Source organism: Kitasatospora sp. NBC_00039 (assembly GCF_045160625.1).
GTDB lineage: Bacteria > Actinomycetota > Actinomycetes > Streptomycetales > Streptomycetaceae > Kitasatospora.
In genome coordinates, this window is sequence record NZ_CP108289.1 from 4,396,420 (window position 1) to 4,419,251 (window position 22,832).

21 protein-coding genes are annotated in these 22,832 nt (G+C 73.8%); 14 read left to right on the forward strand and 7 right to left on the reverse strand.

All coding sequences use genetic code 11. The features are described from left to right. Positions 1-33: 33 nt before the first annotated feature. On the reverse strand, positions 34-942 hold the full coding sequence (locus OG286_RS19340; protein ID WP_405366068.1) for a LysR family transcriptional regulator: 909 nt from the start codon (positions 940-942) through the stop codon (positions 34-36). A 144-nt stretch (positions 943-1,086) separates the two neighbouring features. Here OG286_RS19340 and OG286_RS19345 point away from each other — a divergent pair, with 144 nt between their 5' ends. Beyond that, positions 1,087-2,076 carry an LAETG motif-containing sortase-dependent surface protein gene (locus OG286_RS19345; protein ID WP_396322814.1) on the forward strand — a complete coding sequence of 330 codons (990 nt, stop codon included), beginning with the start codon at positions 1,087-1,089 and terminating at the stop codon, positions 2,074-2,076. Between the two features lie 64 nt (positions 2,077-2,140). Here OG286_RS19345 and OG286_RS19350 read toward each other — a convergent pair whose 3' ends face one another. Continuing rightward, the gene (locus OG286_RS19350) at positions 2,141-2,830 is read right to left on the reverse strand and encodes an ATP-binding protein (RefSeq protein WP_396322815.1); all 690 of its coding nucleotides are present in this window, start codon (positions 2,828-2,830) and stop codon (positions 2,141-2,143) included. Between the two features lie 230 nt (positions 2,831-3,060). On the opposite strand from OG286_RS19350, the gene OG286_RS19355 reads away from it, so the two are divergent. From OG286_RS19355 to OG286_RS19400, 10 genes are all read left to right on the forward strand, one after another. Next, a complete protein-coding gene (locus OG286_RS19355) occupies positions 3,061-3,900 on the forward strand; it encodes a hypothetical protein (protein WP_396322816.1) in 840 nt (279 codons plus the stop codon). Between the two features lie 188 nt (positions 3,901-4,088). Then, positions 4,089-4,844: a YcnI family protein gene (locus tag OG286_RS19360; protein WP_405365609.1), complete on the forward strand. Its 756-nt coding sequence runs from the start codon at positions 4,089-4,091 to the stop codon at positions 4,842-4,844. 88 nt (positions 4,845-4,932) lie between these two features. Further along, positions 4,933-5,604, forward strand: a complete 672-nt coding sequence (locus tag OG286_RS19365) for an SCO family protein (RefSeq protein ID WP_396322818.1) — start codon at positions 4,933-4,935, stop codon at positions 5,602-5,604. Continuing rightward, complete coding sequence (locus tag OG286_RS19370) at positions 5,601-6,107, forward strand: copper chaperone PCu(A)C (RefSeq protein WP_396322819.1); 507 nt, start codon at positions 5,601-5,603, stop codon at positions 6,105-6,107. The genes OG286_RS19365 and OG286_RS19370 overlap by 4 nt, the downstream gene beginning before the upstream one ends. A gap of 13 nt (positions 6,108-6,120) precedes the next feature. Continuing rightward, on the forward strand, positions 6,121-8,136 hold the full coding sequence (locus OG286_RS19375; protein ID WP_396322820.1) for a FixH family protein: 2,016 nt from the start codon (positions 6,121-6,123) through the stop codon (positions 8,134-8,136). A gap of 5 nt (positions 8,137-8,141) precedes the next feature. Continuing rightward, the gene (gene efeB, locus OG286_RS19380; RefSeq protein ID WP_396322821.1) at positions 8,142-9,446 is read left to right on the forward strand and encodes an iron uptake transporter deferrochelatase/peroxidase subunit; all 1,305 of its coding nucleotides are present in this window, start codon (positions 8,142-8,144) and stop codon (positions 9,444-9,446) included. 230 nt (positions 9,447-9,676) lie between these two features. Next, complete coding sequence (pheA, locus tag OG286_RS19385; protein ID WP_396322822.1) at positions 9,677-10,612, forward strand: prephenate dehydratase; 936 nt, start codon at positions 9,677-9,679, stop codon at positions 10,610-10,612. 536 nt (positions 10,613-11,148) lie between these two features. Beyond that, on the forward strand, positions 11,149-12,423 hold the full coding sequence (serS, locus tag OG286_RS19390; RefSeq protein WP_396322823.1) for a serine--tRNA ligase: 1,275 nt from the start codon (positions 11,149-11,151) through the stop codon (positions 12,421-12,423). An 80-nt stretch (positions 12,424-12,503) separates the two neighbouring features. Beyond that, positions 12,504-13,352 carry an HAD family hydrolase gene (locus OG286_RS19395; protein WP_396322824.1) on the forward strand — a complete coding sequence of 283 codons (849 nt, stop codon included), beginning with the start codon at positions 12,504-12,506 and terminating at the stop codon, positions 13,350-13,352. 215 nt (positions 13,353-13,567) lie between these two features. Beyond that, positions 13,568-15,442, forward strand: a complete 1,875-nt coding sequence (locus OG286_RS19400) for an LCP family protein (RefSeq protein WP_396322825.1) — start codon at positions 13,568-13,570, stop codon at positions 15,440-15,442. Positions 15,443-15,529: 87 nt separating this feature from the next. Here the strand turns inward: OG286_RS19400 and OG286_RS19405 are convergent, their stop codons facing one another. Further along, complete coding sequence (locus tag OG286_RS19405; RefSeq protein WP_396322826.1) at positions 15,530-16,297, reverse strand: sporulation protein; 768 nt, start codon at positions 16,295-16,297, stop codon at positions 15,530-15,532. 155 nt (positions 16,298-16,452) lie between these two features. Between OG286_RS19405 and OG286_RS19410 the strand changes: the two genes are divergently transcribed. Together OG286_RS19410 and OG286_RS19415 are read left to right on the forward strand one after the other, a co-directional pair. Then, the gene (locus OG286_RS19410) at positions 16,453-17,193 is read left to right on the forward strand and encodes a FadR/GntR family transcriptional regulator (protein WP_396322827.1); all 741 of its coding nucleotides are present in this window, start codon (positions 16,453-16,455) and stop codon (positions 17,191-17,193) included. A 73-nt stretch (positions 17,194-17,266) separates the two neighbouring features. Continuing rightward, positions 17,267-18,568 (forward strand): CynX/NimT family MFS transporter, encoded by a 1,302-nt coding sequence (locus OG286_RS19415; RefSeq protein ID WP_396322828.1) that lies wholly within the window; start codon positions 17,267-17,269, stop codon positions 18,566-18,568. Positions 18,569-18,596: 28 nt separating this feature from the next. Here the strand turns inward: OG286_RS19415 and OG286_RS19420 are convergent, their stop codons facing one another. From OG286_RS19420 to OG286_RS19435, 4 genes are all read right to left on the reverse strand, one after another. After that, entirely contained in the window at positions 18,597-19,313 is a 717-nt protein-coding gene (locus OG286_RS19420) for an ABC transporter permease (protein ID WP_405360736.1), read from the reverse strand. Positions 19,314-19,402: 89 nt separating this feature from the next. After that, positions 19,403-20,320 carry an ABC transporter ATP-binding protein gene (locus tag OG286_RS19425; protein WP_396322830.1) on the reverse strand — a complete coding sequence of 306 codons (918 nt, stop codon included), beginning with the start codon at positions 20,318-20,320 and terminating at the stop codon, positions 19,403-19,405. Positions 20,321-20,345: 25 nt separating this feature from the next. Next, the gene (locus OG286_RS19430) at positions 20,346-21,248 is read right to left on the reverse strand and encodes an ABC transporter permease (protein ID WP_396322831.1); all 903 of its coding nucleotides are present in this window, start codon (positions 21,246-21,248) and stop codon (positions 20,346-20,348) included. Continuing rightward, the gene (locus tag OG286_RS19435; RefSeq protein WP_396322832.1) at positions 21,232-22,203 is read right to left on the reverse strand and encodes an ABC transporter ATP-binding protein; all 972 of its coding nucleotides are present in this window, start codon (positions 22,201-22,203) and stop codon (positions 21,232-21,234) included. Before OG286_RS19435 ends, OG286_RS19430 begins: the two co-directional genes overlap by 17 nt. Before the next feature lie 188 nt (positions 22,204-22,391). Here OG286_RS19435 and OG286_RS19440 point away from each other — a divergent pair, with 188 nt between their 5' ends. Then, the gene (locus tag OG286_RS19440; RefSeq protein ID WP_396322833.1) at positions 22,392-22,823 is read left to right on the forward strand and encodes a WXG100 family type VII secretion target; all 432 of its coding nucleotides are present in this window, start codon (positions 22,392-22,394) and stop codon (positions 22,821-22,823) included. The last annotated feature ends 9 nt before the right edge of the window (positions 22,824-22,832 follow it).

Sequence of the window (22,832 nt, forward strand, 5' to 3'; positions counted from 1 at the left end):
GTCAGGTCCATCACAAAGAACTGAGCAAACCGTTCACTCCGACTGAACGGCCGCCGCGACCTCGACCAACGCGGCCAGCACCCGGCGCAGCGGCGGCGTCGCCTCCGTCCCGGCCCGGACCGCCGCGACCACCCGGCGGGTCGGCAGGTCGGCGGGCAGCGCCCGGACCACCGCCCCGCCCCCGCGCCCCGCCGACGCCAGCCGCGGCACCAGCGCCACCCCGAGGCCGGCCGCGACCATCGCCAGGATCGCCGTCCAGTCCGCCGCGGTGTGCGCCCGCTCGGGCCTGAACCCGGCGTCCGCGCAGGCCGCCAGCGTGATCTCCCGCCAGGGCCCGGCGGCGCCGTAGATCCAGGGCTCGCCCGCGAGATCCGCCAGCCGCAGCCCCGGCGCGCCGGCCAGCGGGTGGCCGGGCGGCAGCGCCACGTCCAGCGGGTCGCTCAGCAGCACCGACTCCACGAACCGCGGGTCGCCGCCGGCCGGCTGCACCGCGAGCGACAGCGCCAGGTCGACGTCGCCCGCCGCCAGCAGCCCGTACGCCCCGGCCGCCTCCGCCTCGACCACCCGCACGCCCAGCCGGGGTGCCGCCTCGCGCAGCCGGGCGATCGCCGGCACGAGCAGCCCGCCGATCGCGGTGGCGAACGCGCCGACCCGCACCTCGCCCGCCTCGCCGTGCAGATACCCGGCGAGCTCCGCCTCGGCCCGCTCCAACTGCCCGAACACCAGCTCGGCGTGGTGCAGCACCAGCCGCGCCGCACTGGTCAGCCGGACCCGCCGGCCGTACGGCTCCAGCATCGGCGCGCCCAGCTGCTTCGCGAGCGCCGACACCTGCTGCGAGACCGCCGACGGCGACAGGCAGAGGCGCTCGGCCGCCGCCGTCACCGTGCCGCACTCACCGACCGCCCGCAGCACCCGCAGCCGTCGCAGATCCCACTCGCCCACCGCACCCATCGCGCCACCGTAGATCCCTTCCGGCCACCCCAGCCGAAGCCCGGCGCCCACCCCTCGATAGGGTGCCGCTCCTGCGCACCGCCGGTGATCACAACCAGGCGTCAAGTCGCGCATAAAGAGACATCATTCACCTCAATGGGGGCAAAGATCGTGCGCTCTTCCCGCCTACTGGCCACGTCCACGCTGCTCGCGCTCTCCCTCGGCGCGACCGTCGGCACGGCCACCGCCGGCGCTGCCGCCATCTCGCCGAGCCCGAGCGCGACCACCTCGGCCACGCCCACCCCGACCGGGACCCCGACCCCGACGGGCACGAAGCCGGCCACCGCGACGGGGACCGGCTCCCCGAGCGCCTCCCCGACGGGCACCCCGTCGGCCACCGCCACGGCGAAGCCCACCGTCCGGCCGACCAGCCCTGCGCCGACGCCCACGTTCAACGACCGCTGCCACGGTGGGGTGTACCAGAGCTCGCTCCTCAAGGTCACCGGCACCGGCCTGTACGGCACCACCCTGGTCAAGGGCGGCCCGGCCGCCGAGATCACCGTGACCTGGGAGAACAACAGCGGCGTCGACCTGCCCGCCGTCCACAACTCCCTCTATGTCACCGACGAATTCGACGGGGACCGCCCGGTCCAGTGGAGCACCGAGTTCTTCGACGTCCAGCTGAACAGCGGATCCGGTTGGAAGCCCGCGAAGCTCGACGACCGCGCGATGCTGGTGCCCGACTTCAAGCTGGCCAAGGGCGAGAAGCACACCGTCCAGGTCCGGATAGCCGCCACCGCCAAGGCCCCGGCCGGGAAGTACGGAGCCAACTACGACTCCGGCTCGGACGCGTTCGACAACGACAAGGTGCCCACCCCGGCCAACAACAAGCCGAACGCCTGCACCCAGTTCTACGGCTACTACGAGGGTGAGTTCAAGGTCGCCGAGGCCGGTGCCGCGACCACCCCCGCCCCGGCCACCAGTGCCGCCAAGGTCGCCACCAGCCCGGCCGCCGGTCCGCAGCTGGCCCAGACCGGTTCCAGCTCCAACACCCTCCCGATCGCCCTCGGCGGCGCCGCCGTGCTCGCCGCGGGTGCCGGCACCCTGCTCGTCCTGCGCCGCCGCAAGGCCGGCGCGCACAGCTGACCCCGGTCGGCAACAGGAGAAGGGGTACGGGCGCGCCGCCCGTACCCCTTCGGCGTACCGGGGATCAGCAGGCCCGGAGGAGGGCGTCGTCCTGCCACTTGAGGATCTTGTCGAAGCTGACGATCGCGCCGCGCAGCGGGTGGTTGCGCAGCTGGACGTGGTCGGTGAGGGCGTGGATCAGGAAGAGGCCGCGGCCGGACTCGGCGGTGAGGTCGGGGAGGGTGTCGAGGTCCACCGGGCGCAGCGTGGGGGCCGGGGGCCGGCAGGGCAGTACGTGGGTGTCGTAGGGACGGCCCTCGCGGCGGGGGCGGTGGGCGGTGAGGACCGGCCCGGGGACGCTGGCCCGGCCGCGCCGGCTGCGGCGGGGCCCTCGGCCGGCCACCGCGGGGCGGGCCGGCGGGGCGGCCGGCCGCCGCAGCGGAAACGGTCCGGCAGCGGCAGGCGCGGCGGAGGCGGCAGGCGCGGCAGGCGCGGCGGGGCCGGTGGCAGGGGCGGAGACGCCGGGCCCGGAGTCGGTCACCTCGATCCGCAGCAGGTCGCCGTTGATCGACGCGGTGACCTGGAAGCCCTCGTCCGGACGGCCGCCGGCGCCGTGCTCGACGGCGTTGGCACAGGCCTCGCTGAGGGCGACACCGAGGTCGTGGGCGACCTGCGGGTCGACGCCCGCCGTCGCCATCGCACCGAGCAGGATGCGCCGGGCCAGCGGAACGCTGGCCGGGTCGCGCTTGAGGTGCAGAGTCCACCAGATGTCCACGGGAGGTCCCTCCTGGCTGCGGCTCCACATACAACTAGGTATCTCCGGGCGATCCGGCGGCGAACCGTACCGAAGGTCCGCCACCGCCCGATCGGCGGATGGACTGGGGCCCCGGACTGTGCCGAGCGGCGCACACCGGGGGTCGCACGCCGGGGCCGAACGGGGCATTCGTAGGGATTTCCCACCCTGCCCGTGTCCCCCCTGTGGGCGATGAGATGATGGGCCCCGCCATGACTGCCCTCGCCGCCGCCCCGCACCCGGGCGCCCTCGCACCGGACGCGCCGGTGGGGGACGCCGCCTGGGATCTGCGGCTTGCGCGGGCGGTGCCGTTCGCCCTGGTCTGCACGCTGATCGCGGCCGCCGGGCACGCCCTGGCCGGCGGCGGGAACGTGGCCCCGGCCGCGCTCGCGACCGGCTTCGCGGCCGTCCTCGTCCTCGCGGTGGCCTTCGGCGGGCGGGAGCGCGCGCTGGCCGCCATCGCGGGTGCGCTCGGCGCGGGCCAGCTCGGCCTGCACTGTCTCTTCCACGCGTTCGGCGGGCACGCCACCGCGGCGGCCGGCGCCATGGCCGGCATGCACCACGGCGGCTCCGGGCCGCTGACTCTGCCGCAGGTGGCCGGCCGGCTGATCTGCAACGAGGCCCGCCCCGGCACGCTGGCCGGTCTGCCCGGCAACCCGTCCGCCGAGCAGCTGGTCTCCAGCGCGGGCCTGGACCCGCAGGCGTACGCCGTCGCGCCCTGGTGGCAGGGCGGCCTCTTCGGCATGACACCGTCGATGCTCGCGGGCCACCTGGCCGCCGCCCTGGTGGCCGGCTGGTGGCTGCGCCGCGGCGAGGCCGCGCTCTGGCGGCTGGTCCGGATCACCGCCGCGGCCGCCCGGGAGCACTGGGCGACGCCGTTGCGGACGGCGTTCGCACTGGCCGCCGTCCTGCTGCGCGGCCTGCTCGGCACGCCCGGTGGCCCGGCCCGCCGGTTCGACGCGCGCGGCGGGGAGCGCCCGCTGCCGGCCGGTGCCGCGCTGCGGCACAGCGTGGTGCGGCGCGGCCCTCCGTTCGGGGCGCTCGCGTACTGACCCGCCGTCCTCGGAGCGCCCACTCGCTCCGGGCCCCGGGTGTACGCGCCAGCAGAGCCGTACCCGCACCCTCGCGCGGTCAGCGGCCTCCCCCCTCTCGTCCCCACGCCGCGCGGCCCTGCCGGCGCACGGATCACCGTGCCCGCAACGGGCCTGCCGCCGAGCCTCCGAACGGAGACCCCGCCATCATGCGTTCCCTTCCCGCCCGTCGTATCGCCGCCGTCGCCATCACCGCCGCCGCGTCCGTCGTGGCCCTGGCCGGCCCGGCCTTCGCGCACGTCACCGTGAACCCGGGCAGCGCCCCGCAGGGCGGCTACACCGCCGTCGACTTCCGGGTGCCGAACGAGAACGACACCGCCTCGACGGTGAAGCTGGAGGTCAACCTCCCGCTGGACCACCCGCTGGCCTCCGTCCGGACCCTCCCGATGCCGGGCTGGACGGCGACCGTCGAGAAGGCCAAGCTCGACAAGCCGATCAAGGTGCACGGCAACGACGTCAACGAGGCCGTCTCCAAGATCACCTGGACCGCCGACGCGGGCACCAAGATCGCCCCCGGCCAGTTCCAGGAGTTCCGCGTCTCGCTCGGCCCGCTGCCGACCGACACCGACAAGCTGACCTTCAAGGCGCTGCAGAGCTACGACAACGGCGACGTCGTCCGCTGGATCGACGAGGCCAAGGACGGCCAGCCCGAGCCGGCCAAGCCCGCGCCCGTACTCGCCCTCACCAAGGCCACCTCCGAGGACGGCCACGGCGTCACCGCCTCCGCCGCCCCGGCCGCCGACGGCCACGGCCACGACGGCGCCAAGGACGAGGCCGCCGGCTCCACCAGGTCCAGTGACTCCACCGCCCGGGTCCTCGGCGTGGTCGGCATCGTGGTCGGCGTCATCGGCACCGCGTTCGGCATCCTCGGCCTGCGCCGCAGGAGCGGCGGCTCGGCCTCCTGACCCCTCGCACCGGCGGGGCCGTCCCCGCGCCGCACCCGTACCCGGGGGCGGCCCCGCCGGTGATCCACCGCGCACGATCGGATCCCCCATGGCCCGCACCCCCCGCACCACCCGCCTGGCCGGCGCCGCCGCCGTGGCCCTCGCCGCCGCCCTCACCCTGACCGCCTGCGGCTCCGACGGCGGCAGCGGCACCAGCCCCGCCAAGGTCACCCAGCAGAAGGCCGACTCGCCCTACGAGGGCACCGTGCTCGGCAAGAACTTCGAGAAGCCCGACCTCCGGCTGACCGACACCGCCGGCCAGCCGTACGACCTGCGGCAGAAGACCAACGGCAGGACCACGCTGCTCTTCTTCGGCTACACCAGCTGCCCGGACGTCTGCCCGACCACCATGGGCGACATCGGCGTGGCGATGAAGAAGCTCTCCGCCGAGGAGCGGCAGAAGGTCAACGTCGTCTTCGTCTCCACCGACCCGCAGCGCGACACCCCGCAGGTGCTGCGCACCTGGCTGGACTCGATGGGCACCGACTTCATAGGCCTCACCGGGGACCTCGCCAAGGTGAAGACGGCCGCCAAGTCGCTCGGCATCATGATCGAGGACCCGGTGGTCAACGCCGACGGCACGGTCACCTCCACCCACGGCGCGCAGGTGCTGGCCTTCCTGCCCTCGGACGACAAGGCGCACGTCCTCTACCTCAGCGGCACCGAGGAGAAGACGTACGAGCACGACCTCCCGCTGCTCGCCAAGGGGGTCCCGGCGTGAAGGGCACCGGCGTGCTCGGCTTCCGGCGGACGGCGCTCGCGGGCGCGGTGCTGGCGACGGCACTGGGCGGCGGCGCCATCCTGGTCGCCTGCGGTGCGGGCGGCCAGGACGGCGCCGCCGCAGCTGCCGACGGGCCGGCCAGGCTGAGCGTCGCCGACTCCTACATCCCGCTGCCCCCGGCGGGCGGGATGGCGGCCGGCTATCTGACCGTGCGCAACGACGGCGGCGGGGACCAGTTGGTGAAGGTCTCCAGCCCGGCCGCCAGCTCGGTCACCATGCACCGCTCCACCGCCTCCACCATGGAGCAGGTCGAGCGTCTGGACGTCCCCGCGCACGGCGCGTTGCAGCTCTCCCGCGGCGGCAGCCACCTCATGATCATGGGATGGCAGAAGGCCCCCGTCCTCGGTGACGAACTCGAGCTCGACCTGACCTTCGCCCGGACCGGCACCATCTCGGTCAAGGTGCCGGTCAAGGAGCTCACCTACCGCCCCGGCCAGCAGTAAAGGGACCCGCGAGATGCTGAAGGCCGCGTTGCCGCAGACCACCCGCCGCAGACTCGCCGGGCTGCTCGGCGCCCTCGGCGCCGTCCTCGCGCTGATGCTCGCCGGCGCCGGACCGGCCTCGGCGCACGCCACCCTGGAGTCCACCGACCCGCACCAGAACTCGGTCGTCGCCACCGCGCCGCAGACCGTCACGCTGACCTTCAGCGAGTCGGTGTCGCTCTCCGGCGACTCGGTACGGGTGCTCGACCCGGCCGGCAAGGCGGTCGACACCGGCAGCCCGGCGCACGCCGACGGCAAGGGCAACACCGCGCGCGTCGGGCTGAACAGCGGGCTGGCCAACGGCACCTACACGGTGGCCTGGCGGGCCGTCTCCGAGGACTCGCACCCGATCGGCGGCGCGTTCACCTTCTCCGTCGGCGCGCCCTCGGACACCTCCGTCTCCGCCACCGCGCTGAGCGGCGCCGAGGCCGACGGCGTGGTCGCCGCCCTCTACGGCGCCGGCCGGACCGTCGCGTACGGGGCGTTCGCGCTGCTGGCCGGCGCGGCCGCGTTCGTGCTGGTCTGCTGGCCCGCCGGGGCGGCGCAGCGCGCGGTCCAGCGGCTGCTGATGTCCGGCTGGGTGGCGCTGCTGGTCTCCACCGTCGCGGTGCTGATGCTGCGCGGCCCGTACGAGCGGGGCTCCGGGGTCGGGCAGGCCCTCGACCTGTCGCTGGTGCGCGCCACGCTGGACGAGCGGATCGGCACCGCGCTGGCCGCCCGGCTGCTGCTGCTCGCGGCGAGCGGGGTGTTCCTGTCGCTGCTGGTCGGCCAGCTCGGGCAGCCGCAGCGGACCACCGGTCCCTCGGCCGCGAGCACGGGTACCGGCACCGGCACCGGCACGGAGGACGCCGAGGAGACGGAGCTGCGCGAACTGGAGCAGCGCGCCGCCGAGCGGCCGCTGCGCGAGGCCCGGCTGGGCCTCGGAGTGGCCGGGCTGGTGCTGGCGGTCGCCCTCTCGGCGACCTGGGTCGGCGCCGACCACGCCGCGGTGGGCATCCAGGTCTGGCTGGCCCTGCCGCTCGGCGTGCTGCACCTGATCGCGATGGCGCTCTGGCTGGGCGGCCTGGCCGCCCTGCTGGTCGGCCTGCGCCACGGGATCGGCGCGGACGTCGCCGACCGCTTCTCCAGGCTCGCCTTCGCCGCGGTCGCCGTGCTCACCGCCACCGGGATCTACCAGTCCTGGCGCGGCCTGGGCAGCTGGGGCGCGCTGACCGGCACCGAGTACGGGCGGCTGCTGCTGGTGAAGACCGGCTGCGTGGTCGCGATGCTCGGCGTCGCCTGGACCTCCCGTTCGTGGCTGGCCCGGCTGCGGGCCGCCCCCGAGGAGGCGGTGGCGGTCGCGCCGGCCGAGGCGCCGGAGCCGGTCGCCGTGGCCGCGCACTCCGACGACCCGGTCCGGCAGGCCCAGCTGGCCCGCCAGCAGGCCGCCCGGGAGAGCGCCGGGCGCGACCGCGGGCTCACCCCGACCCGGGCCGGGCTGCGCCGCTCCGTCCTGGTCGAGGCGCTGGTCGCGGTGGCCGTGCTGGTGGTCACCACGATGCTCACCAACTCGCCGCCCGGCCGGGTGGCGGGCGAGGTCGCGGCCGGTGCCCCCGCCACCGCACCCGCCCCGGGCGGCACGCCCGCCCCGCAGACCGTGCCCGGCCGGACCCTGGAGCTGAAGCTCCCCTACGACACCAAGGGCCGCACGCCGAACGCCAAGGGCACCGCCACCGTCACCCTCAACCCGGCCCGGACCGGAGCCAACGAGGTGCACCTCGGGCTGGACGGCGCGGACGGACAGCCGGTCGACGTCCCCGAGGTGCAGCTCGCCTTCACCCTGCCGGACCGCGACCTCGGCCCGCTGCCGGTCACCCTGACCGCCGAGGGCACCGGCCGCTGGAGCGGCACCGCGCAGCTGCCGCTGGCCGGCAACTGGGTGGTGTCGGTGCAGGTCCGCTCCTCGGACATCGACCAGACCACCGAGATCAAACCGCTGAAGATCGGGTGAGCGCGATGGACGGCACGACGGGTACGGAGAGCACGGAGAGCGCCGCGAGCGCGGGAGAGGCCGGCCGGAGGCCGCGCGGCGGCGTCACCCGCCGGGCCCTGCTGGGCACCGCCGGGGCCGGGCTGGTGGCCGGGGCAAGCGCCGGGGCGGCGGGCGCGGCCGCCCTGGACCGGGCCCCGACGGCCGCGCCCGCCGCGGCCGGCCCCACCCTCGGCGCGGGGCGGCTGCCGTTCCACGGGGAACATCAGGCCGGCATCGTCGAGCCGCAGCAGGCCCGAGTCCAGCTGGCCGCCTTCGACCTCGCCGGCGGGGCCGGCCGGGACGCCCTGCGGGCGCTGCTCCAGCGCTGGTCCCGGACGGCCGCCCGGCTGGCCGTCGGCGAGCCTGCCGACGAGTGCGAGAACCAGGTCGCGCTGGACGCCGGCCCCTGTTCGCTCACCCTCACCTTCGGCTTCGGCGCCACCCTGTTCGACAAGGCCGGGCTGGCCGACCGCCGCCCGGCCGCGCTGGAGCCGCTGCCCGCCTTCCCCGCGGACGCCCTCGACCCGGCCCGCGGCGACGGCGACCTCCTCGTCCAGATCTGCGCCGACGACGCGCTGGTCGCCGTCCACGCGCTGCGGGTGCTCCAGCGTCAGGCGACCGGTACGGCGGCGCTGCGCTGGCAGGCGGCCGGTTTCGCCCGCACCCCCGGCGCCGCCACGCACCGGATCACCGGGCGCAACCTGATGGGCCAGATCGACGGCACCAACAACCCCAAGCCGAGCCAGGGCGACTTCGCCGCCAAGGTGTTCTGCGCCGCCGGCGGCGACCAGCCGGCCTGGCTGGCTGGCGGCTCCTACCTGGTGTTCCGGCGGATCCGGATGCTGCTGGACAACTGGGAGGCGCTGCCGCTGGACCGCCAGGAGCGGGTGATCGGGCGGCGCAAGTCGGACGGCGCCCCGCTCTCGGCGGCCCCCGGCAGCAGCGAGTTCACCCCCGCCGACCTGGCCGCGCAGGCCTCCGACGGCTCGCTGGCGATCCCGTCCGACGCGCACATCCGGGTCGCGGCGCCGGCCGCCAACGGCGGCGCGGCGATGCTGCGGCGCGGCTTCTCGTACCACGACGGCCTGCTGGCCGACGGTTCGCCGGACGCCGGGCTGCTCTTCCTCGCCTTCCAGGCCGACCCGCGCAAGGGCTTCACCCCGGTGCAGCGCAAGCTCTCCCGGGGCGACGGCCTCTCCCGCTTCCTGCGACACGAGGCGAGCGGCCTGTACGCCGTCCCGCCGGGCGCGCCGGAGAACGGGTACGTGGGGCAGACACTGCTGGAGTAGCGCCCGTCCACGCCGGGACGAGCCACCCGGGGGCGTGCCCGCGAAACCCCCGCCCGCCGACTCCGCCGTCCGACTCCCGACGCCCCGCCGAGCGGCCGGGAGTCGGCGTGCACGCCCCGTGGCACCCCGCCCCGCCCGTCAACTTCCCACGGACCGGAACACCCCCGTGGGGAGCCGGCGAAATGGTTAAGGTGGCGTGCTCCGGTAACCCTTTCGCATGGAGGCGCGGCATGTCGGCGACCCGCTACACCTACCTCGGCCCGGAGGGCACCTTCACCGAGGCCGCGCTGCGCACCCTGCCCGAGGCGGCGACGCGGGAGCTGGTCCCGCTGGCCTCGGTGCCGCTGGTGCTGGACGCGGTGCGCGGCGGCGAGGCCTCGGGCGGGTTCGTGCCGATCGAGAACTCCGTCGAGGGCGCCGTCACCGCGACCAACGACGAACTGGCCTCCGGCACCCCGCTGATGATCTACCGCGAGGTGCTGCTGCCGATCTCCTTCGCCCTGCTGGTCCGGCCCGGGACGGAGCTGGCCGGGATCAAGACCGTCACCAGCCACCCGGTGGCCCAGCCGCAGGTGCGCCGCTGGCTGGCCGCCAACCTGCCCGACGCGCAGTGGGAGTCCTCCGCCTCCAACGCCGACGGCGCCCGGCAGGTCGCCGAGGGACGGTTCGACGGCGCGTTCGCGGGTGAGTTCGCGGCGCCGATCTACGGCCTGGACCCGCTGGTCAAGGACATCGCCGACGCGGCCAACGCGACCACCCGGTTCATCCTGGTCGGCCGGCCCGGCCGGGTCTCCTCGCCGACCGGCGCCGACAAGACCTCGATGGTCGTCTGGCTGCCGGACGACCACCCGGGTGCGCTGCTGGAGCTGCTCCAGGAGTTCGCGGTGCGAGGGGTCAACCTGATGCGGATCGAGTCCCGGCCGACCGGGGAGGGGCTCGGCAACTACTGCTTCCTCATCGACTGTGAGGGGCACCTCGCCGACCGGCGGGTGAGCGAGGCGCTGATGGGCCTCAAGCGGATCTGCCCGCAGGTGCGTTTCCTCGGCTCCTATCCGCGGGCCGACCAGCAGGTCTCCGAGCACCAACGGCCGGGGACCTCGGACACCGATTTCACCGAGGCGGCCGACTGGCTCTCCCGCTGCCTCGACGGCCGCGGCGACATTTGAGGCCCCGGCGACATCTGACCGTCGGCTTTTGTCTTCCTGACCTTTTCCGACCGTTTTCGACCCCGCCCGGACGGCGGGAGGGGTGACCGCACCCGCCGTCCGCCCGTCGTCCACAGGGGCCCTCACCGCCGGAACCGGCTGTCCACAGGGCCGCCCGCTGTCCACAGCCCAAAGTTATCCACAGCCCTGGGGACGAGTCGACAAACCGGTATAGCCACTGCCCGTTTCGGTCGGATCAGCGGTTAGCGTCGCAGAGATGACTAATCGGACCAGAGTCACCCGTGTGCCAGCAAATCACCCGTCCGAGTGCTTCAATTCCCTCACCCGGGAAGGTCAAATGAGGTTTGACACCTCAATTCCTTGGTTGCGTGCGCCGGCCACCCCCGAGGCCCGACCGTCCACAGCCCGCCGGGCCCGCCTGTGGATAACCCCCGGAGGCGGAGTTCCCCACAGAAGTTATCCACAGGCTCCGGTGAGTTATCCCCAGGGGAAAACCCGTACCGGTGGAAGGGCCCCCGCCCGGTAGGCTTGGGCCCGTGATTGACCTTCGCCTGCTCCGTGAGGACCCTGACCGAGTGCGCGCCTCGCAGCGCGTCCGTGGCGAGGACGTCGACCTGGTCGACGCCCTCCTCTCCGCCGACGAACGGCGCCGGTCCTCGGGCAGTCGCTTCGACGAACTGCGCAACGAGCAGAAGACGCTCGGCAAGCAGGTGGCCAAGGCGCAGGGCGAGGAGAAGACCGCCCTGCTCCAGCGCACCAAGGAGCTGGCCGCCGAGGTCAAGGCCGCCGACGCCGAGCAGGGCGCGGCCAAGGAGGAGGCCGAGCGCCTGCTCCGCTCGCTGGCGAACCTCATCGACCCGGCCGCCCCGGTCGGCGGCGAGGAGGACTTCGTCACGCTGGAGGAGATCGGCACCCCGCGCGACTTCGCCGCCGAGGGATTCGAGCCCCGTGACCACGTCGAGCTGGGGCAGATCCTCGGCGCGATCGACACCGAGCGCGGTGCCAAGGTCGCCGGCGCGCGGTCCTACTACCTGACCGGTGTCGGCGCGCTGCTGGAGCTCGCCCTGGTCAACATGGCGATCACCCAGGCCACCGCGGCCGGCTTCACCCCGATGATCACCCCGGCCCTGGTCCGCCCGGCCGCCATGGACGGCACCGGCTTCCTCGGCCAGGCCGCCGAGAACGTGTACTTCCTCCCGGAGGAGGAGCGCTACCTCGTCGGCACCAGCGAGGTCCCGCTCGCGGCGTACCACATGGACGAGATCATCGACGCCGAGAAGCTGCCGCTGCGGTACGCCGGCTACTCGTCCTGCTTCCGCCGCGAGGCCGGCACCTACGGCAAGGACACCCGCGGCATCATCCGCGTCCACCAGTTCGAGAAGGTGGAGATGTTCGTCTTCACCTCGCCCGAGGACGCCGAGAACGAGCACCGCCGCCTGCTCCAGTGGGAGAAGGACTTCCTCAACGCCCTGGAGCTGCCCTACCGGGTGATCGACGTCGCCTCCGGCGACCTCGGCTCCTCGGCCGCGCGCAAGTTCGACATCGAGGCGTGGATCCCGACCCAGGGCAAGTACCGCGAGGTCACCTCGACCTCCAACACCACCGAGTACCAGTCCCGCCGGCTCTCCATCCGGATGCGCGAGGAGGGCAAGGTCCGCCCGCTGGCCACGCTGAACGGCACCCTGGTCGCCGTCCCGCGCACCATCGTGGCGATCCTGGAGAACCACCAGCAGGCCGACGGCTCGGTCGTCGTGCCGGAGGCGCTGCGTCCCTTCCTCGGCGGTCGCTCCGTCCTGCCGCCGGTCAAGTAGCCCCGGCAGGACCGGCACCGCCGCAGCACCCGCACCACCTGCACCACCGCCCGAAGCAACTCCCGGGAGACGCACGGCCCATGAGCAGCATCAGCCCCAGCCCCGTCTCCCTCGCCGACGGTGGCGGCCTGCCCTTCCGGCTGGTCGCCACCGACCTCGACGGCACCCTGCTGACCAGCGACGAGACCGTCTCCGCACGGACCCGCGCCGCGCTGGCCACCGCCACCGGCGCCGGGGCGCTGCACATCATCGTCACCGGCCGCTCCGCCGCCTGGGCCCGGCCGGTCTTCGACGAGATCGGCTACCGCGGTATAGCGGTCTGCGGCCAGGGCGCCCAGGTCTACGACGCGGGCGCGCACAAACTGCTCACCTCGCTCACCCTGGACCGCCGGCTGGCCGCGGTGGCGATCGCCAGGATCGAGGCGGAGACCGGGCCGCTGGCCGTCGCCGCCAACCAGGACGGCCTGGACGGCAAGGTGCTGGCCGGCCCCGGCTACGAGCTGCTGATCGGCTCCGACCTGCCGGTGGTCCGGGTGGACAAGGACGAGCTGTTCACCGCCCCGCTCGGCAAGCTGTACGTCCAGCACCGCGGACTGACCGACGACGGCCTCGCCGAGGTCGCCCGCAGGGTGGCCGGCGACCTGGTCGGCGTCGTCATGGCGGGCGCCGGCATCGTCGAGCTGCTGCCGCTCGGACTCTCCAAGGCCACCGGGCTGGCCGTCGCCGCCCGCCGCCTCGGCGTGAAGGCCGCCGACACCATCGCCTTCGGGGACATGCCCAACGACGTGCCGATGTTCGGCTGGGCCGCGCACGGCGTCGCCATGGCCAACGCGCACGAGGAGCTGCTGGCGGTCGCCGACGAGGTCACCGTCAGCAACGACGAGGACGGCGTCGCGGCCGTCCTGGAGCGGCTCTACCCGGCGGGGTGAACCACGGGGGTCCGGCGGGGGCCGGGGCGGGGGCGGATCCGGTCACGAATTGTTCCGGCGGCACCCGGATGCTGACCGTCACAGAAAGAGTTTGTATGCTCCGCTGAAGCTCCGCGTCTCCCGGTGCGGTGCTCCTGTGCGGTGCTCCCGGCGGACCCGGGCCGTGCCCCCGGACACGTACAGGATTGCTGCTTCCGCCGCTGAGAGGTACGCGCATGTCAGGCCAGTGGGACGAGAGCACGTCGGGGGCGGACGGGCGGCGGCGCGCCGAGAACGGCTCGCGCGGCGGCGGTTCCCCGCGCAGCGCCGGGCCGCGCGGCGGCGGCTCCCAGGGCGCCGGCACGTCGCGTGGCGGCGTGCGCACCGAGCGGCCGGCCGAGACGGGCGGGCGCGTCCCCGCACCCCGGCCCGGCGGCCGGGCCGAGGCCCGACGGGCGGCCCAGGGCAAGGGCGGCGGCCGCGGCAGGCCCGACGGCGGCCAGGGCGGCGGGCGTTCCAACGGCGGCCGGGGTGACGGCGGCCGGGGTGACGGCGGGCGGGCGGACGGCGCCCCGGCGGGCGGCCGCGCGGCCGCCCGCAACAGCCGAAAGCCGAAGCGGAACGTCAAGAAGATCGTGGCCTGGTCGGTGGCCGGCGCCCTGGTGGTGCTGGCGGGCACCGGCGGCGCGATCTACTACAAGCTGAACGGCAACATCAAGTCCTTCGACGCGGACGCCATCGCCACCGACCGCCCGCCGGAGGCGGTCGCCGACGCCAACGGCAACAAGCCGGTCAACGTCCTGCTGATCGGCTCCGACTCGCGCGCCGGGAACAACAGCGACCTCGGCGGCGGCAACGAGGACGGCGCCCGCTCGGACACCACGATCCTGTTGCACGTCTACGCGGACCACAAGCACGCGGTGGGCATCTCGATCCCCCGCGACGCCCTGGTCACCATCCCCCCGTGCAAGCTGCCGAACGGGAAGTGGACCAAGGAGCAGCCCGGGCAGATGTTCAACTCCGCCTTCTCGGTGGGCAATACCGAGACCGGCAACCCGGCCTGCACCCAGAACACCATCGAGAAGCTCACCGGCATCCGGGTCGACCACACCATCGAAGTGAACTTCGAGGGCTTCGCGGCGATGACCCAGGCCGTGGACGGTGTCGACGTCTGCCTGCCCAACGACATCTACGAGGGGAACATCAACCCCAATCTGGGCAAGAAGGGCAAGCTCGTCCTGCCCAAGGGCAAGCAGAAGGTCTCCGGCCAGAAGGCGCTGGACTACGTCCGGCTCCGGCACGGCATCGGTGACGACTCGGACGTCGGCCGGATGAAGCGCCAGCAGGCCTTCCTCGCCTCGATGATGGCCAAGGTCAAGGGCGAGGGTCTCAGCCCCACCACGCTGCTGCCGCTGGCCGACGCGGCCACCAAGTCGATGACGGTCGACCCCGGCCTGGACTCGGCCAAGAAGCTCATGGACTTCGCGCTGTCGATGAAGAACATCGACCTGCACGACGTCAAGTTCCTCACCACGCCGTGGCGCTACAACGGCCCCCGGATCGACCTGGTCCACCCGGCCGTCGACAACCTCTGGAAGACCCTGCTGGCCGACCGGACCATCGACGGCCAGGACGCCACCGGCAAGCAGGAGGACGCCCCGCAGACCCCGGCCGCCGCGCCCGAGACCACCCCGGCCGCGCCGCCCGCGCCCCCCGCCGTGGAGACCCCGGTCAAGGTCGCGGTCTACAACGGCACCACCGCGAACGGGCTGGCCGCCAAGGCCGCCGACACGCTCAAGGCCGCCAAGGTCACCGTCACCGGCGTCACCACCGCCAAGAACACCAACAAGGCGACCACCACGGTCGAGTACGGCAGCGGACAGAAGGCCAACGCGGAGAAGGTCGCGGCGATGTTCCCGGGCGCCGCCCTGACCCCCACCTCGGCGGCCGGGATCAGCCTCGTCCTCGGCAAGGACTACGCGGCGGCCAACGCCACCACGGCCCCCGCCGCCGGCGCCGCCCCCAGCGCCCCGGCCCCGCTGCCCAGCGAGGTGGTCAACGAGGCCCGCTCGGCCGACGACGACATCTGCAGCAACGTCTCCTACGGATAGGACGTACCCCGCGGACCAGGTCGGCTGACCCGGCCCGGTCCGCGGGGCACACCCTCACCGCCGCCGGCCCGCTCCGACTCGGGCGGCTCAGAGCGCCGCGCGGATCCAGCCGTCGACCAGGCCGGTGAGGTCCTCGCCGGCCTGGCCGTGCTCGACCACGTGGGTGCGGATCACGTCGCCGCCGCCGTGCCCGAAGAGGCCGCCGCGCTTGTCCGCCTCCAGCACCACCTCGACCTTGTGCGGGGTGGTGACGAAGCTGACCTCCAGCGAGTTGCAGGAGTGCGCGTACTGCGGCGCCGGGGAGAACTCGATCTCCTGGTAGAACGGCAGCGTCTGCCCGGTCCCGCGGATGTGGCCGGCCTCCAGGTCGGCCGAGCGGAACCCGAAGCCGAGCTGGAGCAGGGTGTCCAGGATCCGGCGCTGCACCGGCAGCGGCTCGACCTCCAGCGGGTCGGAGTCGCCCTTGTCGAGCGCGCCCGCGATGTCCACCTCGGTCCGAACGCCGAGCTGCATGCCGTGCAGGCGCTGCCCGGCGACGGTGGTCACCGGCGTCTCCCACGGCACCTGGACGGCGAACGGGATCGACCGGTTCTCCCCGGGCGCCAGCACCAGCGGGGCCGTCACCGAGAACTTCGCGAACGGGTAGAGCCCGGTGCTCTCGCCCTCCTCGTGCTCGATCTCCACCCGCGCGACCAGCGTCAGCGTGATCCCCCGGATGTCCGCCTCGACCGTCCCGCCGGTCAGCTCGACCGTCCCGTGCAGCGTGCCGCCGGGCTGCACCACCGGCGTGGTCAGAACGGTGTCGACGCCGGGACCGCCGACGCCCAGGGCACCGAGCAGCTTCTTGAACACCATGCGGGCGCTCTCCTCGTATAGGGGTGGACCGAAGTCGTCGGGAGCAACGCCGGGACGGCCCGGACGGTTCCCGGGCAGGTCGCGGGGCAGTTGTAGGATGACCGGGCAATCGGTTGTAGGATGACCGACGACCAGGACCTGAAGGGAGCTCCGCCATGACCGCAGCCGGCCACAGCCAGGACACGTTGCAGGCCGCCGGGCGGCGCTCCCTGGTGGACACCGCCATCGACCAGCTGCGCGAGCAGCTCGCGGCGGGGGCCTGGCCGGTCGGCTCGCGGATTCCGACCGAGCACGAACTGGCCGAGCGGCTGCGGGTCGGGCGGAACACGGTGCGGGAGGCGATCCGGGTGCTGGTGCACGCCGGCATGCTGGTCTCCCGGCAGGGCGAGGGCACCTTCGTTCGCAGCACCAGCGACCCGGCCTCCGTCCTGCGGGGCGTGCAGCGTTCCGGCGTACGGGACGTGCTGGAGGTCCGGGCAGCCCTGGAGGCCGAGGCGGCCCGGCTGGCCGCGCTGCGGCACACCCCCGAGGACATCGTCCGGATGCGGGCCGCGCTGGCCCGCGAGGCCGAGGTGATCGCGTCGCACCCCGAGCGGGCCGGCCGCGAGGCGACCGTCGAGCACGACCTGGAGTTCCACACCGCCGTCGTCGAGGCCGCGCACAACCCGGCGCTGGCCGAGGTGTACCGCTACTTCGGCGCCTCCGTGCGCGAGTCGATGCGCACGGCCTTCGGCGACCACGAGATGCCCGAGGTGGTCGTGGCCACCCACGAGGCGCTGGTGGACGCGATCGAGAGCGGGGACCCGGACCGCGCCGAGAGCGCGTGTCGCGCGCTGCTCGCCGAGCCGACCGCGGCCGTCGAGCAGCTCCTCGCGGCCATCGCGGCCCGGAAGTAAGCGGCAACCGCCCCTTCCGCCGTCCGCCTCCCCGGTTCCACGTTTCACGTTTCACGAAAGAGCAGCACGCCCCATGGCAGTCACCCGTGCCCCGCAGCCGGTTGTCACCACCTCCCCGCTCCCCGTCCGCAGCCGGCTGGCCCACCCCGCGCTGCTGCTGACCGGCATCCTGCTGGTCGCCCTCAACATGCGCGCCTGCCTCGCGGCGATCTCGCCGATGGTCGCCGAGATCCAGCGGACCTTCGGCCTCTCCGCCACCGCGAGCGGTCTGATCACCACTGTGCCGGTGCTCTTCCAGGGCGTCGGCGCCCCGCTCACCCCCCGGCTGACCAGGCGGTTCGGCACCGAGCGGGTGGTACTCGGCGCGGTGCTGGTGCTCGGCGCGGGCGTGCTGGTGCGGGTGCTGCCCTCGGTGGCGGCGCTGTACGCGGGGTGCGTGGTGATCGGCGTGGCGATCGCGGTGCTGAACGTCTCGATGCCGGGCCTGGTGAAGCGCGAGTTCCCGGGCCGGGCGGCGGCCATGACCGGCGTCTACTCGACCACCATGCTGGTCGGCGCGACGCTGGCGGCCGGCACGTCGGTGCCGCTGGAGCACGCCCTCGGCGGCGGCTGGCAGGCCTCGCTGGGCGCCTGGTCGCTGCCGGCGCTGGTCGCCGCTGTGGCCTGGCTGCCGCAGGTGCTGCGCACCGCGAACGGGCGCAGGGGCACGGCGCCGGCGCCGGCGCCGGCCTCGGCATCGGCGTCCGCGACGGCGAAGGCGAAGGCCTCGGAGCAGGAGCGCCCGGCGGCGGCCCGGGCAGCCGCAGGCAGCATCTGGCGCACCCCGATGGCCTGGCAGATCAGCCTCTTCATGGGCATCTCGTCGCTGCTCGTCTACACCCTGGTGGCGTGGATGCCGACCATCCTGGCCGACCACGGGATGGACCGCGGCGAGGCCGGCCTGGTCTTCGCCTTCTCCAACCTGGTCCAGGTGGCCGGTGCCTTCCTGGTGCCGCTGCTGGCCGGCCGGATGACCCGGCAGCGGGGGCTGGCGGTGGCGATGGCCGCGCTGAACGCGCTCGGCATCGCCATCCTGCTGATCGCACCGGTGCCCGGCGCCTGGGTGTCGGCCACCATCCTGGGCGTCGCCCAGGGCGGTTCGCTGGGCCTCGGCCTCGCCTTCATCGTGCTGCGCACCGACAGCGCCGCCGGCGCCGCCCGGCTGGGCGGCATGTCGCAGGCGGTCGGCTACCTGGTGGCGGCGGCCGGGCCGGTCGGCGCCGGGGCACTGCACCAGCTGACCGGCGACTGGACCACCCCGCTGGCACTGATGCTGGTGCTGGCCGCCGTCGTCGGCGTGGCCGGCTGGGGCGCCGGGCGCAACCGGACGCTCTGAGGCCCCGGCCGCGCCCTGCCGCCGCGGGCTACTCCTCGGCGGCCAGGGTCAGCCCGGCCAGCTTCACCGAGGCCAGCACCGTCGCCGCCACCGTGAGCACCAGCAGCATCGGCACCGCCACGCCGAGCCCGACCGGTGCGGTGACGGCGCCGTCCGCGGCCACCGCCTTGGCCAGCGACAGCCCCCACTGCTGGACGCTCAGCGTCCGGGCGCCCTCGACGAAGTTGCCGATCAGGGACTCCCAGATCAGCGCGTAGGCCAGCCCGGCCACCACCGCGTGCCGGGTGACCACGCCGAGCAGCAGGAACAGCGCGCTGTACGCGGCCCCGGCCACCAGCGTGGCGACGGTGTAGCCGAGCGCCAGCCCGTCGTCGGTGCCGTACATCAGCAGGCCGGCGAGCAGCGTCGGGATCGCCGCGAACGCCCAGGTGGTACCGACCGCGACCACCAGCTTGGTCGTGATGATCTTCCACCGGGGCAGCGGCTTGGCGAGCAGGTAGACGATCGAGCCGTCGTCGATCTCGGTGGCGATGGCGCCGGTGCCGACGACCAGGCCGAGGATCGGCAGCAGCGTGCCGAGGCCCAGCCGGCCGAGGATCGTGACGGTCAGGTCGTGCTTGTCCCCGCTGGATCCGCTGGCGATCGCCGAGACGAGCAGCAGCAGGGCGGGGACCACCAGCAGCAGGACGCCGCGGCGGCGGCCCAGCAGGCCGCGCAGCGTCAGCCTGGCGACGGTCGGGTTCATGGTGTGGTCGGCCTTCCTGGGGTCCGGTTCCGGGTGGGTGCTACGCGTCCGCGCCCTCGGGCGCCCAGGGATCGTCCGTCGGACGGCCCCTAGGCGGAGACGAGGTACGAGAAGACGCTCTCCAGCGACTCGTCCGCCGGTGCGACGGTGTACAGCCGGATGCCGGCCTGCTGGGCGACCTTCGGCAGCAGGGTGGTGAAGCCCTGGAAGTTGACCGCCTGGACGCGCAGTGCCTTCTCCTGCCGGTCCAGCTCGATCCCGGCCGTCGACGGGTCGGCGATCAGGGCAGCCGCGAGCCGCCGGTCGTCGCTGGAGCGGACCAGGTAGCGGTGCGGGCGGTCGGTCATCAGCCGGCGGATCTTCCGGAAGTCCCCGGAGGCGGCGTGCCGGCCGGCCACCACGACCTCGATGTGCCGGGCCAGCTGCTCGACCTCCTCCAGGATGTGCGAGGAGAAGAGCACCGTCCGGCCGTCGGCGCCGAAGCGGCGCAGCAGCTCCATCAGCTGGAGCCGCTGGCGCGGGTCCATGCCGTTGAACGGCTCGTCGAGCAGCAGCACGGACGGGTCGTGGACCAGCGCGGACGCCATCTTGACGCGCTGCTTCATGCCCTTGGAGTAGGTGCCGGTCCGCCGCTCCTGGGCGTACTCCATCTCGACCAGGGCCAGCGCGCGCCCGGCGGCGGCGCCCGGGTCGGCGAGGCCGTGCAGTTCGGCGTTGGCGAGGACGAACTCCCAGCCGGTCAGGTAGTCGTACATGGACTCGCGTTCGGGGACCAGCCCGATCTGCCGGTACACCTCCTGGTTGCGCCAGATCGGCGCGCCGTCCAGCGTGACCGCCCCGGCGGAGGGGGCGAGGAAGCCGCTCATCATGTGGATGAGGGTGGACTTCCCCGCGCCGTTCGGCCCGAGCAGACCGGTGATGCCGGGGCCGATCGCCATGCTGACGTCGTTGACGGCGACCACGTTGCCGAACCAGCGCGAGACCTTGTCGATGGTGATGGTGGCCATGACGCCCTCCCAGATCCTGCGGTTGTCAGATGCGGTGGTAGCGGCGCAGCAGCAGCGCGTACGAGCCGGCCACCATCGCGACGGCGGCGGCGGCGAAGACGACCACGCCCAGGGCGCCGGGGGCGTGCATCCGGCCCGGGTCCTTCCCGAGGTCGAAGAGCTGGTTGACCAGGCTCTCCACCAGGCCGCCGGGAGAGAGCAGCGCCACCCACTGCGCGGAGTCCGGCACGATGAGGGAGGGGCCGCTGCTGATGCCCACGACGATCCCGACCACCGCGGTGGAGACCGCCAGGTACCCCATGATCGCGGCCACCCCGAAACCGCGGCGCGGCGTGGCGGCGGCGATCACCAGCGCCACCGAGGTCGGCACCACCGCGTAGAGCACCGCCGCGACCAGGCCGTACAGGAAGTGCGCGCTCTGGTGACCGAAGCTCATCCCCGCGAGCAGCGCGCCGCCGTAGAGGACCAGCAGCGGGGCGGCCATCAGCAGCAGCTGGGCCGTGGCCATCGCGGCGAACTTGGCCCGGACGTAGTCGGCCCGGGTGATCGGGCGGGAGAAGTAGAGCGGGACGGTCTGGTGGCGGAGGTCCCGGGAGAGCAGGACGGGCGCCTGCGAGGCGAGGAAGATCGAGACGACCAGGCCGAACATCCCCAGGTACTCGGGGTAGTCGACCGGCAGGTCGCTCTGGTCCTGCATCAGCGCGAAGGCCACCATGAACACGGCGGGCACGGTGATCGCGCCGAGCACGACCATCGGCAGCACCTTGGACTTGCCGGAGCGCCCGAGCCCGTACGCGGCGCGCAGGCTCTGGGTGAACAGCGAGCGGGTGGCGTACGCCCGGCCCAGCCGGGGGCCGGTGTAGCCGCGGTAGCCGATGTCGTGGATGACGCCGGTGTCGGCGGGCCTGGTCTCAGGAGGCAGCGACATCTGCGGTACCTCCCTCTGCTGCGGCGGTGTCGGTGTCGGTGAACAGCTCGGCGACCCGGTGGCGGCGCTGCTCCAGCCGGACCAGCCCCAGGCCGAGGTCGGCGACGGCGTCGCGGATGGCGTCGTACGTCTCGTCACCCGTGAGCCGGACCAGCAGGATCCGGGGACCGTCCGTCTCCGCCGCGTGCCCGGCGGCGGCCAGCCGCTCGCGGACGGCCGCGCTCGCGTCGAGGGTGTGGTCGGACGGGAGGTCCGTCACCTCGACGGCGAGGGTCGCCGTGGCGCCGGTGAAGGAGGCGGTGGACGAGGACCGCAGCAGTTTGCCGCCGTCGATCACCACCAGGTGGTCGCAGGTCCGTTCCAGCTCGCCGAGCAGGTGGGTGGTGACCAGCACCGAGATGCCGAAGTCGGTGTGCACCCGGCGGATCAGCGCCAGCATGTCGTCCCGGCCGACCGGGTCGAGACCGTTGGTGGGCTCGTCCAGCAGCACCAGCTTCGGGTCGTGCACCAGGGCCTGCGCCAGCTTCACCCGCTGCTTCATGCCGGTCGAGTACCCGCCCATCGGCCGGTACCGCTCCTCGTAGAGCCCGACGTGCCGCAGCGTGTCGGCCGTGCGTTCCCGCGCGGACGCCGCCGGCAGCCCGGCCATCCGCGCCATGTGCACCACGAACTCGGTGGCCGAGACGTCCGGTGGCAGGCAGTCGTGCTCCGGCATGTAGCCGACGCGCTCGCGGATCTCCGACCCCTGCGTGGCGATGTCCAGTCCGAGGACCTGCCCCGTACCCGACGTTGCCGGGGCCAGCCCGAGCAGGATCTTGATGAGTGTGGACTTGCCCGCGCCGTTCGCCCCGACCAGGCCGACCACCCCGGGCTCCACCTCAACGGTGAGCCGATCGAGGGCGGTGACCCGGGGGAACCTCTTGGTGAGGCCGTCCGTCTTGATGACAGTGGACACGTTCCACACCGTAGTGTGCTCACCGCGTGCAGGTCATGAGCTGGAATGACGACGCTCCCTGCTGCTGCGGTATGACCTTTCCCCACCTGGCCCCTAGGGGTCGGCAGTGACGATCTCCGCTTGTACTCTTGTCGGAATCTTTACGGGGGCGTTCGGGCCAAACTGCCCGACCGGACGGAAGTGGACTGATGACGGATCGCGCGACCGAGTTCGACCGGATGATGAATCCCTGGGCGTACGACGCCAACGGCAATCTGACGGCAAAGGCCCAGCACCAGGAGACCGCCCGCACGCGGCTCAACTCGAGCAACGCCCCGGGGGACGGCGGCGGCACGGTCGGCGTCGACCCGGCCGCGCTGGACGCCGCCGCCGGCTCGTCCGACGAGATCCACGGACGGGTGAACGGCGACGGCCGGGCCGCCGACGACGAGACCTCCAAGGTGTCCACCTCGCTGGCCAACTGGAGCACCGGCAAGGCCGCCGCGCAGACCGCGTCCACCTGGGACCAGCAGATCGCCGCGCTCAACTCCACCATCGGCGAGATCACCCAGGCGCTGCGGCAGAGCGCCACGAACTACCGGAACAACGACACGGCCGTCAAGCACGACATGGGCGCCTGAGGGGTACGG